This is a genomic window from Flavobacterium sp. LC2016-23 (assembly GCF_009674775.1).
Taxonomy (GTDB): Bacteria; Bacteroidota; Bacteroidia; order Flavobacteriales; family Flavobacteriaceae; genus Flavobacterium.
Genome location: NZ_WKKE01000005.1, coordinates 12,469 through 29,953 on the forward strand (window position 1 = coordinate 12,469; position 17,485 = coordinate 29,953).

Annotated in this window: 9 protein-coding genes; 2 read left to right on the forward strand and 7 right to left on the reverse strand. The window is 35.2% G+C overall.

Annotation, left to right across the window (positions count from 1 at the left end):
- Position 1: 1 nt before the first annotated feature.
- The 4 genes from GJU43_RS05235 to GJU43_RS05250 all read right to left on the reverse strand — a co-directional run bounded on the left by GJU43_RS05235 (position 2) and on the right by GJU43_RS05250 (position 6,380).
- Positions 2-1,423 carry a GDSL-type esterase/lipase family protein gene (locus GJU43_RS05235; RefSeq protein ID WP_154339770.1) on the reverse strand — a complete coding sequence of 474 codons (1,422 nt, stop codon included), beginning with the start codon at positions 1,421-1,423 and terminating at the stop codon, positions 2-4.
- Positions 1,416-2,897: an SGNH/GDSL hydrolase family protein gene (locus GJU43_RS05240; protein WP_370455500.1), complete on the reverse strand. Its 1,482-nt coding sequence runs from the start codon at positions 2,895-2,897 to the stop codon at positions 1,416-1,418. The genes GJU43_RS05235 and GJU43_RS05240 overlap by 8 nt, the downstream gene beginning before the upstream one ends.
- A 265-nt stretch (positions 2,898-3,162) precedes the next feature.
- A complete protein-coding gene (locus GJU43_RS05245; RefSeq protein WP_154339771.1) occupies positions 3,163-4,251 on the reverse strand; it encodes an HmuY family protein in 1,089 nt (362 codons plus the stop codon).
- A 17-nt stretch (positions 4,252-4,268) separates the two neighbouring features.
- Positions 4,269-6,380, reverse strand: a complete 2,112-nt coding sequence (locus tag GJU43_RS05250; RefSeq protein ID WP_154339772.1) for a TonB-dependent siderophore receptor — start codon at positions 6,378-6,380, stop codon at positions 4,269-4,271.
- Between the two features lie 105 nt (positions 6,381-6,485).
- Here GJU43_RS05250 and GJU43_RS05255 point away from each other — a divergent pair, with 105 nt between their 5' ends.
- Positions 6,486-7,388: a DUF6607 family protein gene (locus GJU43_RS05255; RefSeq protein WP_154339773.1), complete on the forward strand. Its 903-nt coding sequence runs from the start codon at positions 6,486-6,488 to the stop codon at positions 7,386-7,388.
- Between the two features lie 182 nt (positions 7,389-7,570).
- On the opposite strand, the gene GJU43_RS05260 is transcribed toward GJU43_RS05255, so the two are convergent.
- The 3 genes from GJU43_RS05260 to argS form a co-directional block, all read right to left on the reverse strand.
- A complete protein-coding gene (locus GJU43_RS05260) occupies positions 7,571-9,025 on the reverse strand; it encodes a SusD/RagB family nutrient-binding outer membrane lipoprotein (RefSeq protein ID WP_154339774.1) in 1,455 nt (484 codons plus the stop codon).
- An 11-nt stretch (positions 9,026-9,036) separates the two neighbouring features.
- The gene (locus tag GJU43_RS05265) at positions 9,037-12,234 is read right to left on the reverse strand and encodes a SusC/RagA family TonB-linked outer membrane protein (RefSeq protein WP_154339775.1); all 3,198 of its coding nucleotides are present in this window, start codon (positions 12,232-12,234) and stop codon (positions 9,037-9,039) included.
- Positions 12,235-12,913: 679 nt separating this feature from the next.
- Entirely contained in the window at positions 12,914-14,692 is a 1,779-nt protein-coding gene (gene argS / locus GJU43_RS05270) for an arginine--tRNA ligase (RefSeq protein WP_154339776.1), read from the reverse strand.
- Between the two features lie 319 nt (positions 14,693-15,011).
- Here argS and GJU43_RS05275 point away from each other — a divergent pair, with 319 nt between their 5' ends.
- The gene (locus GJU43_RS05275) at positions 15,012-17,429 is read left to right on the forward strand and encodes a TonB-dependent receptor domain-containing protein (protein ID WP_154339777.1); all 2,418 of its coding nucleotides are present in this window, start codon (positions 15,012-15,014) and stop codon (positions 17,427-17,429) included.
- Positions 17,430-17,485 lie beyond the last annotated feature (56 nt).

Consider the following 17,485-nt stretch of genomic DNA (forward strand, 5'->3'; position numbering starts at 1 on the left):
CTTACTTTTTAAATTTAAAATTATCGTATGCTCTTAAAAATGCCTCTGTAAAGAGTTTTGCTTGTTTTTCATATCCTTTTTTAGAATAATGAACGAAGTCAGGACCAATTAATCCTTCCGCTCTTAATGCCCTGACTCCATTTAAACCGCCAAATTCGTCGTATAAATCCCAAACTGCAAAATCATCTTTTTCTGCAACGTTATTAATACGTTCTGCGTATTCTTTCACGTAAATATTCGGTTTTCTTTTTCTGTGCAGTGAAGGCGGCGGTGTCATTACAATAATAGGTACATCAATTTTTTGTTGCTTAAGATTACTTATAAATTCCCGCAATTCTCTAATATATGCCGAAGCTTCCATGTTGTCGTAACTTTCATTTGTTCCGAGGGAAAAAATCAACAAATCAGGTTTCAGCGCTTTTAATTGTTCAAAAAACAGAGGATATTTATTATAGTCTGAAAATTTAGCACCATTTACCCCGATTCCGCTGTAAGTTATTCCCGGAGCATCTTTTTCAAGAACCAATCCGTTAAGTTCAAATTCTGATGCACTTTTATTCGGGATCAGGTAAATTTTATCTAATGCTTTTTCGGAGTTATAATAATGTGAAAAAGAATCCGAAGTAAGATTTAGCGGAACAAATTCTGAGCTTTTAATCGTTTTTGGCTTTGTTTCATTTGTAGGTATTTTCAGCGTTCTGCCTGCCCGGATATTATTTGATTTCAGCCCGTTTGCCTTTTTAATTTCGGCAATTGAAATATTATATTTATCAGCAATTACAGAAATAGCTTCTCCTTTTTTTATTTTATGCGTTATCACTTTTCGTTCCGTAGATTGTATGATATTCGTTTGAGAAGATATGGCCAAATCAAACATATTTTGATTTTGCGGCGTGATAATATGAATCGAGTTGAATTTATAAGCCGGATCTTTTATATTTAATTGTACTGCAAAACCTCCGTTATCTCTCCAGAGTCCAATGCCGCTTACACCAACTGGTCTGTTTTTTACGGGATGTATATTTCGATAGCTTTCCCAGGCCCTGTTCGAATAAAATCGTTCGTTATAAGAGCCATTTGTTTTTGCCAGTTGATACGGAAAAACAAAACCGCGACCCGCATTTCCGAACTGCTGCTGCAAAATCTTTCTGATTTTATTGGTCATTAAATCTCCCTGAATATGAGAATCGCCAATGTGAACAATATTTATTTTCTGGTTTTTGCCACTCTCATTTTCTTTTAATTTCTCAAAAACACTTTCTAATACCTGGGCATTATAAATGTGATTCCCTGTATACGTTTCAATCGTAGCGGTATCGATTTTACTAATCATGTCTTTAATTGTTGAAAGTGAGACGGACTTTTGCGCTTTACTGTTTGCCGACCATAAAAGACAGCAAAAGAAAATAATAAGTTTATTCATTTACACTATCTTTTATCACAGATACGGAATCTGCTTTAGTTTTTCTAACAGGTTTTGGTCGCTCCCCTGCTTCGCGTTTTTCACGCAGTACTTTATATTCTTCGTAACCTTTATTTAACTGACTGTATAATAAATTTCCGATGGCCTTTGCTCCACGCTGGTTAAAGTGCGTATAATCTTTATTGGCTCTGGCCGGAGCTTCATCTACCCATTTTACCATTGACCCGTCGCCCCCCATTAAGGTGTACAAATTCACAAATCCCGATTCGGTATCGAGGGCATATCTTTTCTGTGCTTTCATTAAAGGAACCACAGCCGAATCGGTTTTCATTTCAAGATCATATTTCGTCGATTTATCAGCTGTTGAAACAATCAGAATGGAAACTCCCGGAAAAGATTCTTTTATTTTGGCTACTGTCTTTTTCATCCCTCTCTGATACCAGGAATAATTTTTAGTCCCGTAATTCAAAACATTGGTTCCGTAATGCAGGATGATCAGGTCGTATTTCAGGTTATTATTGAATGCCTGCATTACGCCTGCATTAAACATTGAAATCGGCAATCCTGAATTTCCTCTTTGCGAAAAGTTATCTACATGGACACCGCTTCCATTATCAAAATTAAATCCATAAATCGGGATAGAATCAGCCTGTATGAAATTTGCTTTGAATGATTTTATACTTCCTGAAGTCACTTTCAGGGTATTCACCAGATTATTTGGAGAGAGGGTTTTTCGCAAAGTGTCTTTGCCTATAATAAAATTCACATTCCCTTTTTTAGAGGCCTTTCCGTAAAACAAAGTCGGGTTATCTAAAGTCGTCGAGAATTTAGTCAGTCCTGCCTCGTATTGTACCCAGGTAGAATTTGATTTGTCATTTGCAAAAAACACATGTCCGTTTACTCCGAAAGGGCTTGTTGGTCTTTTTACATTTAAATAGGATTGTGTTTTCCAGTTTTTGGAAAAAAGTGTTTTAACAGAACCTCTTGAAGCGGAAGATTCAGAGATTATCGAAACAAAACCTACTCCGTTTCCTCCAAAACGCTCCTGATAATTCATTCGCACGTCTTGTACAATTAAGTCACCGTCGGTCATAGAATCCCCATAGTAAGCGATTCGGACTTTAGATTGTGGATTTTTTTCCAATTGATATAATTTCTCATAAAAAGAAATCAGGTATTGATATCCTTTATAATTATCGAAAGTTTCAGGCGGGAATTCAATTCCTTCAGAAGCATCAAAGACAATTTTTTCTCCTGCTTCTTTCTTTTCATCTTCAGAAATACTGTCTCCTTTTTGAGATAATGAATCATTGGCAACCGACTCTAAGAGCAGACTGTCAATAAGTACATTTTTGGAATCCAGCTTGCCTTCCGAAAAAATTTTATCCGGTAAGATTTGTTTAAATCCAATGAAAGCTATGAATGCTAATGCTACAATTGCAAAAGACTGAAAAAAATAAGATTTTGTATTCACTTAGTACTTATAAATTTTGAAGAGCGGTTTTTAAAACCCTGATTTTTAAAATTTCTGTTAATTCCAATAAAAAACATCGGCAAAGATAGGATTAAACGTTAATTTATAATTTTTTTTAACGATTAAAATAAAACAAAAAAAGAGGCCAGATAAATCTAACCTCTCAAAAAAAAAATAAAAAAAACAAAGCTAATGATGAATTGAAATTCTGCTTTCGCATTTATTAGAATAAATAATCTTTATAGTTTTTAATTTTCGCTGTGAATTATTTTAGTATCGCATACTCAAGCGTTACATTTCCTCTCTCTCCCGCTTCATTCAACATCGAAAGGAATTTCACTTTATAGTAGTTTCCGGCTCCATCTTTTACTACATAAAAACGATCTGTTCTGATACTTGGCAATGTTGTATCACTACCGCCATTTCTCCAGCTGGCTCCAATTATTCTTTGATCTGTTAGCGAAGCTTTAAAATTATCTTCAACCACTTTTGCTTTTGTAAAATCGGCATAAGATCCTCCTGCAGCAACTAAAACCTGATAAACCTGCGCTCCTCCTTTTAAATTTGTGGTAATAAAATCGGCATAACCGTAAGTAACTTCACCATTCCCCATGTTCAGGTAATTGGTAAATGTGGTAAAATTCAAATCCCATTTTTCTTTTTCAGGCTCAACAGAAACAGTATTTCCAGAAACTACGCTAAAGAATGAAAAGTTGAAAGCGGCATCTTTAGTAATGATTTTCTCTGTAAAAGTTGCTGAGGCTAAATCTGCATATTGAATTTTATATCCATTTCCACTTCTTAAAATTCTAACTTTTTTCCAACCTCTGGCTTCACCATCAACACTCACTGAACCAAGACCTGGTTTTGCAGTTCCAACAGCTAATCCAAGGTTTACTAAATAAACTTTATTATCTGCATCAGTCGCTGAAATCTCAGCAATTGCAGTTCCAATTCCGGCTCCGGCTCCGGCTAAAATTCCTGTTGGGTTATCAACATACCCATTTGATGCAAGATTTTCACCTCCAATAGCCAAAACAGCCGGATCACTTGTCTGAGGTAAAGTAATATCTGAGGTAGCTAACTTTTTTGCAGCCATTTTAAGAGATCCGTTTAATATTACTCTAAAATCTGACCCTGAAGAAAAACCGAAATCCCAGGCCGTTCTGTTTACAGACTTAGATTGTGCCGTACTTAAGTCAAGATAAATCTGATTGGGCTGATTTGGACCTCCAACGGAAGGTTGTAAAGTTGCTCCTACTGAAGGTACTTCTGCAGTAGGTGTATTATCGTCGTCACTTGAACATGCTGCTAGTGATAATAAGGCTATTGATAAAAATAATAGTTTTTTCATTGTATTTCTGTTTTATATTAAAGATTAAGGTTATATGCTAATTTTAAAAAGTACGAACGTCCGTAAGCCAGCATTACTTCTCCTGGCGCTGCATGTCCGGCCGTTTGATTTGTGTTTGTCTGATTTACATTGGTGATATCAAAAAGATTTCTGGCTCCAATTGTAACTTCAAATTTTTCTTTAAGGAAATTTTTACGCGCTGACATATCAAGCCAGTTACTTTGTCCGATATCTGATAAGATGAATGAAGAAGAACCTTCTATAAAGCGTTGTGTTTTTCCATTATATTTATAATATCCGGAAAATGTAGTTTTCCATTTTGGAAGGAAATAAGAAAAACTTGCATTTAGATTAAAGGAATAAAGAAATTTATCATCTGATGTAAACATCTTATTCTCTATTTTTTGTGAGACGCCAATTATTGCAGCTCCAAAATTAAATCCCAAATTATCTTTTCGGAATTGATTCGTTGTTGAAAAATTCCACACTTTATATTTACTTATATTGATATATTGATATTCCGGATTACCTGTATCTGTATTAAATCCTGTCAATGCCATATCTATTCGGTCATTTACATCTAAATAACTACCGGACAGCGTATTTGACATTTGTAATCCTGAAGAAAATACAGTTGTCTTTTTAAAACTGGTTTCATAAGAAGTACTGGTTTCGGGGATAAGATTTTCGTTCCCGATAAAAAAATGTCCATCAAAGATTAGTTTGGAATATAGCTCTTCAAACGTTGGTGTACGGAATCCGTTTCCATAGGAACCGCGAACCTCAACTCCTTTATCAAATAAGTATCTCAATCCTACCGAAGAAGCATATTGATTTTCAAACTTTGACTGAGCTGAAAACCTTAATCCCGGCCGAATCGAAAATCTTTGAGTTGCCATAATCTCAGAAGAAGCAAAAAAATCATAATTCTCAATCGTTTTTCGAACTGGCACAAAAATATTGCTGGCCTCCTGAACCAGTGAATATCCCTGATTGTTTACAAATTCATACCCTAATTGCAAATCAACTTTCTTATCCGTAAAAAAATTACTTAATGTTCCCGTGGAGTATAAAACTTCCATCGACTGGTCTTTTACCTTAACATTATTTGCCTCATCCTTAGTTGCGAAAAGATATCTAAAATCTTCAACATCACGTTGTTGTTTTTGATGCGAAAGAGAAACATTATAATTCAGCTGATAAAATATTTTACCTGTTGCATTTAAATTATGGAAGTACCTGTTTGTTAAATATCTTTTATCATCAGCATACCTATAAGATCCTTTAACGGGACTAAAACCTGATTGCACAGTACTATTATAATAGTCTACGTTTTCATCCAGGTATTCAAACTTATAGAAAAAACGAAAATTATCTTTGCTGTAAGCAATTAATGCTGTACTGTTTAACTGATCTTTCGGCAACCATCTGTAGCCGCGTGTACCATCATTTTCATTATAATCGATTCCATTTTTATCGCTCAGATAGCCTTGAAAGTCATTACGATTTGCGCCCAATGAAACAAACCAGTTTTTATTAAAATTATGAGAAACCCTTAAAGACTGAATGTGTCTCCCTTCTTTAAATAGAGCGTACTCGTTACTAACGGTTTCTTCCTGAACTGAAGCATTTATACCCCATTTATATTGTGATGATTTTTTTGTAATTATATTTAAGATACCGCTAACTGCATTCCCGCCATATGTAACTCCCATTGAACCCTCGACAATTTCAATATGATCTACATCATTAAGATTAATCTGAGATAAATCGGTGTTATTTCCCAAACCTGCTTCATTAACCAAAGGAACATTATCAACCAAAATTTTAAAATACTGTGCATCTAAACCAAATAAGGAAACAGTTGATCTTCCACTTGTACTACTTGGCCTTACGGTAATGTTTAAATACTGATTTAAGACATCTGCTAAATTATTTGCTGCTAAATTTTGTATGTCCTGACTTGAAATCACACGAACATTAAAAACTGATTTTTTTATTGATTGTGGTTCAAACTGTCCGGTAACAACCACTTCAGAAAGTTTATTTACAGTCGTAGTATCCTTTTGTTGTGCAAAAGAAATTTGGCAAAAAAAAGCAACTGTAAAAAGGCTAAGTTTTATTTTCATTATTTTTATTCAATCTTAATAATGACGCAAATATAGAAACTATTTTTATTTATTCTAAATAAAAAACATATATTTGCCAAAACTTTAAAATCAAAATAATACGTTATGATTACAAAAAGCCTCTATTTTTCGGCCTTCATGGCTTTGACTTGCGGTCTTGGTTTCAGTCAGGACAAAAAACAACTAGACATCAAATCAATCAAATCGATGTGCGGTTGTTATGAAGTGAAGTTTAATTTTGCAGAAACTTTTCAATACGCTAAAGATTCAGCTGCTTACAAACCTTCTGAGACGAAGCATGAATCTGCTTTAGAATGGGTAGAACTTTTAGAAGACACTCCAAATAAAATTGTGATGCAGCACTTATTGATTGTAAGTGATGACATGATTATCAAACACTGGAGACAAGACTGGTTGTATGAAAACACAGAGCTTTATTCATTTGATAAAAACAATTCCTGGAAATATAAAAAACTGGACCCAAAAGCCGTAAAAGGACAATGGACTCAAAAAGTATTTCAGGTAGATGACAGTCCAAGATATGAAGGATCTTCCACCTGGATTCATGTAGACGGACAAAACTACTGGTCGAATGTGGCTGATGCTCCTCTTCCAAGAAGAGAGCAGACCAAACGTAATGACTATAATGTTTTAAAAAGAAGAAATATTCACGAAATCACCCCTACCGGATGGAATCATGAACAGGATAATGATAAAATCATCAGAGATGATAGCGGAAAAGATGTTCTACTGGCTCAGGAAAAAGGATTTGATGTTTACACAAAAGTTCCGGACAGCAAATGCATTGCCGGTCAGAAATGGTGGAAAGAAAATAATGCGCTCTGGAAAAATGTCCGTGACAAATGGCAGACCCTTTTTGACAGACATCAAGACTTAAACTTAGAAGCAAAAGTAGATAGAAAAGCCCTTTACTCTTTATTGTTTGATTTAAAACCAAACGCGACAAAAGCAGAAAGTGATGCTATTATCGACAAGTTCGTAAAATAAAAATGTTTGTGTTAGTTGTAAAAAGCCGATAGTTTCAGGATTATCGGCTTTTTTACAGAAAAAAACCGTTTAAAAATTAATTTAAACGGTTTACCTTTATCAGTTATACTAAAAGCTTACTAATTCAAAATAGTTAAAAATGAATAAAGGTTTTTATTGTATGAATCAGAATTTGTTTAATTCTAATATTTATCCCAAAATAATTTGGTTGTCATTTTATCCCCTCCAATTGCAGCTGAAGCAGCAGTGTAATTGATACCATTTGTAGAGGAAGCTAAGTGGGAATAAACCATTCTCACAGGGACTTTTTTCTCGGCAGCATCGACAGCTGTAGATGGTGCCTGAAGTTTTGGAAAATCAAGTCTTCTGTATGCTGTCCAGGCTTCAAATCCTCTGTTATAATAGGCAATCCACATTTGATATGCGATTCTTTCTTTAGCATTACTTCCTATTGCGGTGGCGAAAGCAACATTAGTTTGTGCGAGATAAGCTGCAATATCTGTATCTGCTACCCCCCAATATTTCATACTTGCCGTAATACCATTAGTATAATGCGTACCTGCAGCACCAACTGCCCATCCTCTGTTAGCAGCATCGGCTAACAAAAAAGATGTTTCAGCATAATCAAAAAGGTCTCCTTTGAAATTGATTTCTTTTAAGGCTGGGTTGAATAAAGAAACAGTAACAATATCAGCTTTCAAACCATACGGTGCACCCACATATACACCTCCTTTTTTAGAAGCTGGATCAAAGTAGAAGTCTCTTCTGGGATCCTTAAGATCATTTAAGGCATCTGCGAATAAGCCTGATATAGCAAAATCTGCCCTACTTTTAAAATCTTCGTAGTTTGGATTGAAATGTGGTTTAGCAGACGTGTATTGAAAAATAGCATTGTCAGCATTGCTTGTCATTGCACCCGAATTGTAAGCACTTTCAACCAAAGTTTTAGCAAGAGCCGTATCTACATCTGATAATTGCATTCCTAATCTAATTTGAATAGAATTTCCGTATTTCTTCCACTTGGCAACATCTCCTTTATAAATTAAATCCGCTCCGTCAAAACTACCATATGACGTGTTTAATTTACTTATCGCTGCAGTTAAACGACTTGCCAAGTCTTTGTAAATGGTAAGTCCGTCATCATATTTTGGCAGCCAGTTACCAGTCTTTATCGCATCAAAATAAGGTACATTACCGTAAAGATCTACCAGAGTCTGGTATACCTGTACAATCTGAATTTCCAGAATTGCAATTTTATTTTGTTTTACAGCAATTGCCTGAGCGTCTAATACGGGTGCGTTTGCAATTTTATTCTGAGCATCGATTAAGTCTTTCAGCACATCTCTGTAAAGTAATTGCCAGTTAGCATTTCCCAACGAACGGGCGGCCATCTCATATCTGGATTCATCCGGATAAGCAATCGCTGACCATTGCTGTACATACAATCTGAAATTATTTCTATTGGCAGATGCATTGTTTAAAAAAACAGCATATTGTTCCTGTGCTGAAGACATAAGAGCCTCAGGAACAGGTTTAACATATGCTTTAGTATCCTCGTTTAAATCTTCGAGATTGTCGCAGGAGTTTAAACTTAATGCTAAGATTACAAACAGTATAGGGTATTTTAATTTCTTCATTTTTTTGATTTTTAGAATTGAACTTTTACACTAAAGCTAATTTCTCTTACTGATGGCATAACACCAGTTTGGAATCCCTGGAAATTTCCGGAACTAAAACCAGCCTCAGGGTCTGCATATGGTAAGTTTTTGTGAATAATCCATAGGTTGCTTCCATTTGCGGCAAAAGTCACATTATTCATAAATGTTCCCTCTAAAAGCTTTGCTGGTAATTGATAGGCAATAGAAACCTCTCTTAATTTGACATAAGAGGCGTCATATACAAATGCCTGATTTGGAAAAGATTTGTATCCTAAGTTAGATTCTCCTTTATCAGTTGTAACCGCCGCTCTCACTTTATTAGGAGTGCCATCAGCCTGAACACCCGGTAAGATTTGACCTCCTGGTTTTACATCATTAAGCTTATTACGAATTGGATTCCCTAAATCATTTGTTCCAACGGTATTTTGATAAAGACCACTTGCTTGCCCATACGCCTGATCTAATGAAAAGACATCTCCTCCTTTTTTAATATCAATTAAAAAGCTAAAAGTTAATCTTTTGTAATTAAAAATATTGTTGATACCGCCTGTCCAGTCCGGAGTTACATTTCCAATATCCACGTTACTCACTCTATCGTAGTTTCCATTTGGCAATACCACTCTTTCTCCATTTAAATATCTGTACCCGGAACCTTTAATTACTCCAAGTGGCTGGCCCGGAATGGCATTTAAGCTTGTTCCCTGATTAAAAGTACCTATAACTACCTGCTGAAGACCATCTGCTAACGATACAACTTTACTCTCGTTTTTATTCCAGTTGATTTTTGAAGTCCAGGAGAAATTTTGTGTTTTTACAGGAACTAAAGTAAGCGTCAATTCTAAACCTTTATTTGTAAGTTTTCCGGCATTGGTTGTTGTTCCGCTGTATCCTGTCTCAGAACCTGTAGTGATATCCATAATCAGGTCTTTAGTCGTAGTTTTATAAACAGAAGCTTCAAGACCAATTCTTCGCTTAAAGAATTGCAACTCAATTCCGGCTTCCTGACCATCAATAGTTTCAGATTTTAAGTTGGGATTTTTACGTATATTTTCATTGGAAAATATTGGATTATCATTAAAATTAGTACCCTTAGTGTAAACCGGACTAATTACATGTACCTCGGCATCATTTCCCGTTTGAGCAAAATTAACCCGTAACTTACCAAATTCTAACCAGGGTAAATTCAAATGTTTACTAAAAATATAAGTTCCTGTAACAGACGGATAATTGTACTTCGAATCTTTTGAAGGCAGCGTAGATGATTCATCTATTCTAAAAGTTCCTTCAATGAAAAAAGTTTCCTTGTAATCGAAAGAGGCACTTGCATAGGCACTATTGACTCCACGTTCATCTAAAAATTCCCTTGGATTTTCTATGCCGCTAACGGAATTAGAAAGTGCATACATTTTTGGAATTAACAATCCCCCGTTTGTTGATGCTCGTATAGAACTCAGTCTGCTTCTTCTGCTTGATGCTCCAAGTAATCCCCTAAAGTTAAAGTCTTCTGCAATTTTCGTTTTAAAATTCAGTAACAGGTCAAGATTAATTTCTCTGAATCTCTTGTCGTATCTGGAATACCCTGAAATATTGCTGTCTACACCCGATCCTACAGCTACTCTTTCTTCCTGAGTTTCTGCATAGGTATCTAATGCTCCTCTTCCTGTTACAGAAAACCAGTTTGTAATTTCAGTGTTAATGGTAAAGTTACCAAAGAAACGATCCCTGCTAAAATTGTTGTAATTCTCATATCTTCCAAAATAAGGGTTGTCCCAATATAGAGGAGTTGTATTTGTGGTAGATCTGGGATTCCAGGTAATATTTTTACCTGTTGACAGATAGGCACGTTCCTGCTCTTTAAGATCTACATCAGTATGCCACCATTGTCTGAAACTCCCCAGAATATTATCTGAATATCCCGTATCGTTTAATCCTGTTCCGCCGGAAGCAATATAATTTGCAGTTGCGGCGATCTCTGTTTTACTGCTTACTTTATAGCTCCCCGAAAAATTAAAGTTGTTTTTCTTTATGGAGCTATTAGGCAAGATTCCCGTCTGATCAAAATTAGTATAACCAAATCTAAAAGTTCCATTTTCATTTCCATTACTGATCGCAATATTGTTTGTATAAGTCGTAGCGTGTTTAAAAAAGGAAAGTGGATCGTTTTTAGCAGCCATCCATGGTGAAGTTTTCCCAAAAGTGGATAATTCAGGATAATAAGAATTCCAGTTATATACTCGTTGAGATGAATTGAATGCCGGACCCCATGAAGCATCTTCTGATACTATTGTTGGAAACGACCCTTGTCCCAAATCTACTTTTGAACTGAATACAGAACTGTCCCCACCACCGTATTGTTTCTGATACTGAGGAAGTGTTTTTTTGTCAGCAGTCCCGGTTGAGATACCTGAGCTAAAGGAAATCCCTAGCCCTTTTCCTTTTCTTCCCTTTTTAGTGGTGACAATAATTACACCATTCCCTGCTCTTGAACCATACAGGGCAGATGCCGCAGCTCCTTTAAGTACGTTTATAGTTTCAATGTCATCAGGGTTAATATCTGACGCAGCATTTCCATAATCAAAACCGGAACGCCCCATCTTTTGCTCAGCCGAGTTCGAATTGTCATTGTTTAGCGGTATACCGTCAACGACCCAAAGAGCCTGATTGTTTCCGGTAATTGATTTGGAACCACGTATGACCACATTGGTCGATCCTCCGATATTACCACTTCTTTTTATTTCAATACCAGCCACTTTACCTGCGATTGAATTAGAAACATTTCCGGTATTCACTTTTGTCAGATCTTCCCCGTTGACCTCCTGTGTCGCATAACCAAGAGACTTTCGATCTCTTTTAATTCCTAATGCAGTTGTCACCACAACCCCTTCCAGTTCTTGTGCATTGTCAGTTAATTTAACATTAATCATCGATGCTGTCGCTGGTACCTCCTGGGTCTTCATTCCGATATAACTAAATACCAATACCTGATTCGATGCTACCCGAATAGCATATTTTCCGTCAAAATCGGTCTGAGTTCCTAATTTCGTTCCTTTAACCAAAACACTAACGCCGGGCAAAGGCATTCCTGCATTGTCAGAAACTTTTCCTGTCACTGTTTTTTCCTGTGCAAAAGTAAATTGCAAAACAAGCGCGAAAAACAGGGACATTAATCCTTTTAATTTTTGTTTCATGATTTTTAATTTTAAAATTATGGGCCGAACTTATTAAATTAAAATATTTTTAACAAGAATAATTATATATTTAACATTATGAAATGTAAACTTTATACTACTTTAAAAACAATTATAAAATATCAAGTACAGTAAAATCTTACATTAATAAGATTTATTTCAATGTTTTAACAAAACTGCTAGAGAGTAAAAACAGCAAATAGAAAATTCAAAAAAAAAAGTGCTGTAAGTCACATTTGAAATTTCATTAAACCGTTTTGCAGAAAAATAAAAAACCGTCCAAAATTTATTCAGACGGTTTATCCTTATTTCTATTAATAACTACAAGGGTACTAATTCAAAATAATTAAAAATGAATAATAAGGAGAATATCTCTAATCTCTAAAAATCAGCATTTGTGGATATTTGTATGGATTGTTTAAGAATGACTCTTCTGTGGTATCTGAGCTGCAAATTTGGCCTAAACTGACCTCTCGAATTTTGCATTTAAACAACGTAGGAAAATTAATATAATATATTTATATATGCAAATAAAATCTTACTTTATTTTTAAAATATATTTCATAAATCTTATATATGCTTATTTTAACAAACCTAAAAACCACATATTCAAATATTTAAGCAAAAAAAAAGCCGATAGTGAATTACCATCGGCTTCTTTAAATCTATTTAATAAAGTTTACATTCTCTCCGGAACTTCAATTCCTAATAAGGTAAAAGCAGCTTTTATAACTTCAGCCACTTTTTGGGAGAGCTGGACTCTGAATACTTTTTTAGTCAGATCAACTTCGCCTAAAATATGTACGGACTGATAAAATGAGTTGTATTCTTTTACCAGATCGTAAGTATAATTAGCAATTAAGGCCGGACTGTGATTCTGCGCGGCATTTTGAATTACTTCCGGGAAAAGTTCGATTTGTTTTACGAGTTCCTTTTCTTTTTCGTGTAACGCTGTCGTATCTGTTTTACTTGAAAAATCGAAATCGGCTTTACGAATAATCGACTGGATTCTGGCGTACGTATATTGAATAAACGGACCTGTATTTCCTGCAAAATCTACTGATTCTTCCGGATTGAACAAAATACGTTTTTTAGGATCTACTTTTAAAATGTAATATTTAAGGGCACCAAGACCAATTGTTTTGTACAATTTCTCTTTTTCTTCGGCAGAATAACTATCCAGTTTTCCTAAATCCTCAGAAATTTGTTTTGCCGTATCGGTCATATCCTGCATTAAATCATCGGCATCTACGACGGTTCCTTCACGGCTTTTCATTTTTCCGGAAGGTAAATCCACCATTCCGTATGATAAATGATACAAACTTGAAGCCCAGTCGAAGCCTAATTTTTTCAGGATTAAGAATAAAACTTTAAAGTGATAATCCTGCTCGTTACCGACCGTATAAACCATTCCGCCAACATCGGGCATATCTTTCACACGCTGAATGGCCGTTCCGATATCCTGGGTCATATAAACGGCTGTTCCGTCTGAACGAAGTACAATTTTACGATCCAGACCTTCATCTGTCAAATCAATCCAGACTGAACCATCAGGATCTTTTTCGAAAACCCCTCTATCAAGTCCAACCTGAACGACGTCTTTCCCTAGTAAATACGTATTACTTTCGTAATAATATTTGTCAAAATTAACACCAAGATTAGCGTACGTAGTCGCAAAGCCGTCATAAACCCACTGGTTCATCATTTTCCACAGTGTGATCACTTTTTCATCACCGGCTTCCCATTTTTTAAGCATATCCTGGGCTTCCATAATAATTGGAGCCTGTTTTTTGGCTTCTTCCTCTGTTTTACCGGATTCCATCAATTGAGAGATTTCAGCTTTATACGCTTTATCAAACTCTACATAATATTTCCCTACTAATTTATCTCCTTTTAAATTAGAACTTTCCGGAGTTTCTCCGTTTCCGAATTTCTCCCACGCCAGCATCGATTTGCAGATATGAATTCCACGATCGTTGATGATTTGTGTTTTATATACTTTTTTACCTGAGGCTTTAATAATTTCCGCAACGGAATATCCTAACAGATTGTTACGAACGTGTCCCAGGTGCAAAGGTTTGTTGGTATTTGGCGAAGAATATTCGACCATAATGGCTTTCTCCTCCGGATTCGGAGTTGCATAACCAAATTTTGCATTGTCTTTTATTTCATTAAAGAAATTCAAATAATAACTATCGGCAATTACAATATTTAAAAAACCGGATACTACGTTGAAACGCGCTACTTCAGTAACATTTTCAACCAGATAATTTCCAATTTTATTTCCTAACTCGACCGGATTGCTTTTAATCACTTTTAATAAAGGAAATAGCACCATGGTAATATCGCCCTCAAACTCTTTTCTGGTAGTCTGAAACTCAATTTTATCAACAGTAACATCAAATAATGCTTGTATTGCTTTTTGTATAGAAGGTGTAAGAATTTGTGATAACGACATGTAAACTTATTTTAAAGTGAGCAAATATACTGCTTATTCATCAATTAGAGAAAATCAAAAACATATAAAATTCCTGAAAAGAGTCAGAATTTCACAAAAAACTCAATGTTTCAATTGTTAAAATTATCAAAAAACTAAAACCTTAATCCATTATAAAACAGCAGATCTTCCAAAAAAACAAAATTTATTTTAATTTTTCTGTAACATATCCACCACAAAAGAGTCTTAATAGGGACTTTGAATTTATTTCCAAAGAAAAAAAGAAAAACTAAAAACAAGCATCATCATCAATCAAATCAAATCAATCAGTTACCACATTATGAAATTAAAATTCTTTCTGTTTGCATTACTTGGTGTAATGGCAACAGCACAGGCACAGAATTCGGGGACAGTCTCCGGAAAAATTACCGAAAAATCGAACAATGCTCCCATTTCATATGCTACGGTTTCGATCAAAGACAACGGAAAAGTAGTTTCGGGAGTAAATACAGATGATAATGGTGATTTCAGCATTAAAAATCTAGCTTTAAAAAACTATACCATCGAAATTCAGTACATTGGATTCCGAAAATATATCGGATCTGTTATTTTAAGTGACAACAAAAAGGAAGCAATTGTAAAAGTATCTCTTGAAGAAGAAGCGACTCAGCTAAAAGGCGTAAACATTGTAAACGAACGCTCGACAATAGAACAAAAAATTGACCGAAAAGTAGTTACTGTCGGAAAAGACCTTACTACAGCGGGAGCTTCGGCATCTGATATTATGAACAATATTCCTTCTGTAAACGTTGATCAGGATGGAAAACTTTCGCTTCGCGGAAATGATAATGTTCGTGTTTTAATTGACGGAAGACCCAGTAATATTGACCCTGCCCAGTTATTAAAACAGATTCCTTCAACTTCTATCAAGAAAATTGAGCTGATTACCAATCCAAGTGCCAAATACAATCCGGAAGGAATGTCAGGAATTATCAACATTATTTTGCATAAAAATGCAAACACTGGTTTTAACGGAAGTTACAGCGGTGGAATTACTTTTGGTGAAACGGCCAAATACAATCAGTCACTGGATTTGAATTACAAAACCGGAAAAGTGAACTTTTTCGGGAATGTGGGACAAAACTTCGGAACTTATTTTAATGATGGCCTGATCAGAAGATTTGATGAGAATATTATACAGGATCTGGACATTAAAAATGAGAATGATTCTTACCTCTACAAAATTGGTATGGATTTCCTGATCAACGATCACAATACTTTGTCTTTTTACACGAATCAGAATAAATCGACCGGAAAAGGATTTGTAGATACTGATATTGATTATAACAATGGGGATCCGGATATTAAAAACATCTTTCAAAAATCTAAATATTCAGGACCTGAAGAAACCGGTACGTATAATTTAGCCTATAAACATATTTTCAAAAAAGAAGGCCATACTTTAGATTTTGAAGGAAACTACAGCGATAGCAAAGAAACTCAAAATGCCAATTTTGATACTAAAACGACAGCTCCCGATAATACGGTGAATAATATAATTTACAACGATTTGATTAAAAGCGATCGTCAGTTAAGCACACTTAACATTGATTATGTAAATCCATTAAGCGAAAAATCAACCCTTGAAGCCGGTGCCGAAGCCAGAATTACCAGAACAGGCAATGATTATGCCACTGGAAATCCTGTTGTTGCGGCAAAAGATCAAATGTCGAATTACACTTATGACACGGATATTTATTCTGCTTATGTAACTTTCGGACAGAAATTCAAAAAATTCAGTTATCAGGTAGGAGCCCGTTTTGAAAGTTATAAAGTGGCGGCCAATCTGAATTACGGTAAAGAAAAATTTGATGATGATTACATTACGCTGTATCCTTCTGCTTATTTGACGTACAACTTAAATGAGAAAAATACGTTACAGCTTAGTTACAGCCGTCGTGTAGACCGACCAAGTTTAGAACAGACAAAACCTATCCGTGAATTTTCTACTCCTTTGGTAACTTCACTTGGAAATCCGGAACTGAGACCTCAGTTTACTAATTCAGTTGAAGTAAATTATACCAAAACATTAGAAAAAGGAAGTTTTACTGCCGGAGTATTTGTAAGACAAATCAATGATCAGATCAGCAGAATTTTATATCCAGATGTGGCCGACCTGACTGGTAAAAAACAAATTATGTCTTTTACCAACTACGATAGCAATACCGCTTATGGATTTGAAGCGTCTTTTAATTATAAAATTGCAAAGTGGTGGGACATCTCTCCGTCTATTGATTTCTCGAGTATTAATCAGCAAGGGATTGTATTTTTATATGATAGCCCAACCAAAACCAGTAATCCAGTCGAAAGAAAAATTACTGTATCGGCTTTCAATGCTCGTATGAACTCTAATTTTAAAGTAAATAAACGTTTAAGCTTCCTGTTATTCGGATTTTATAAAGGGCCAAGTGACGGACTTCAAAATAACAGTCATGAAATGTACAAAATGGACATAGGTTCACGTTATACATTGTTAGACAACAAGATGAATATCAGCGTACGTTTTAATGACGTATTCAATACGATGAAATATGCTTTTGATACGATGTATCCTTATCCACAGGCAGGGCAGTTTACCTGGGAGAGCCAAACCGTGTATTTAGGTTTAACCTATAACTTTGGAGGAGGAAAAATCAAAAAACTGCAACGTAAACAAAGAGAAGACAACACTAATAAAGACGGTGGCGGAATGTTTTAGTCCCGCTTTTATTAGCCAATTTTAAATAATTTCTTGTAGAGAAAAGGCCTGGAGTT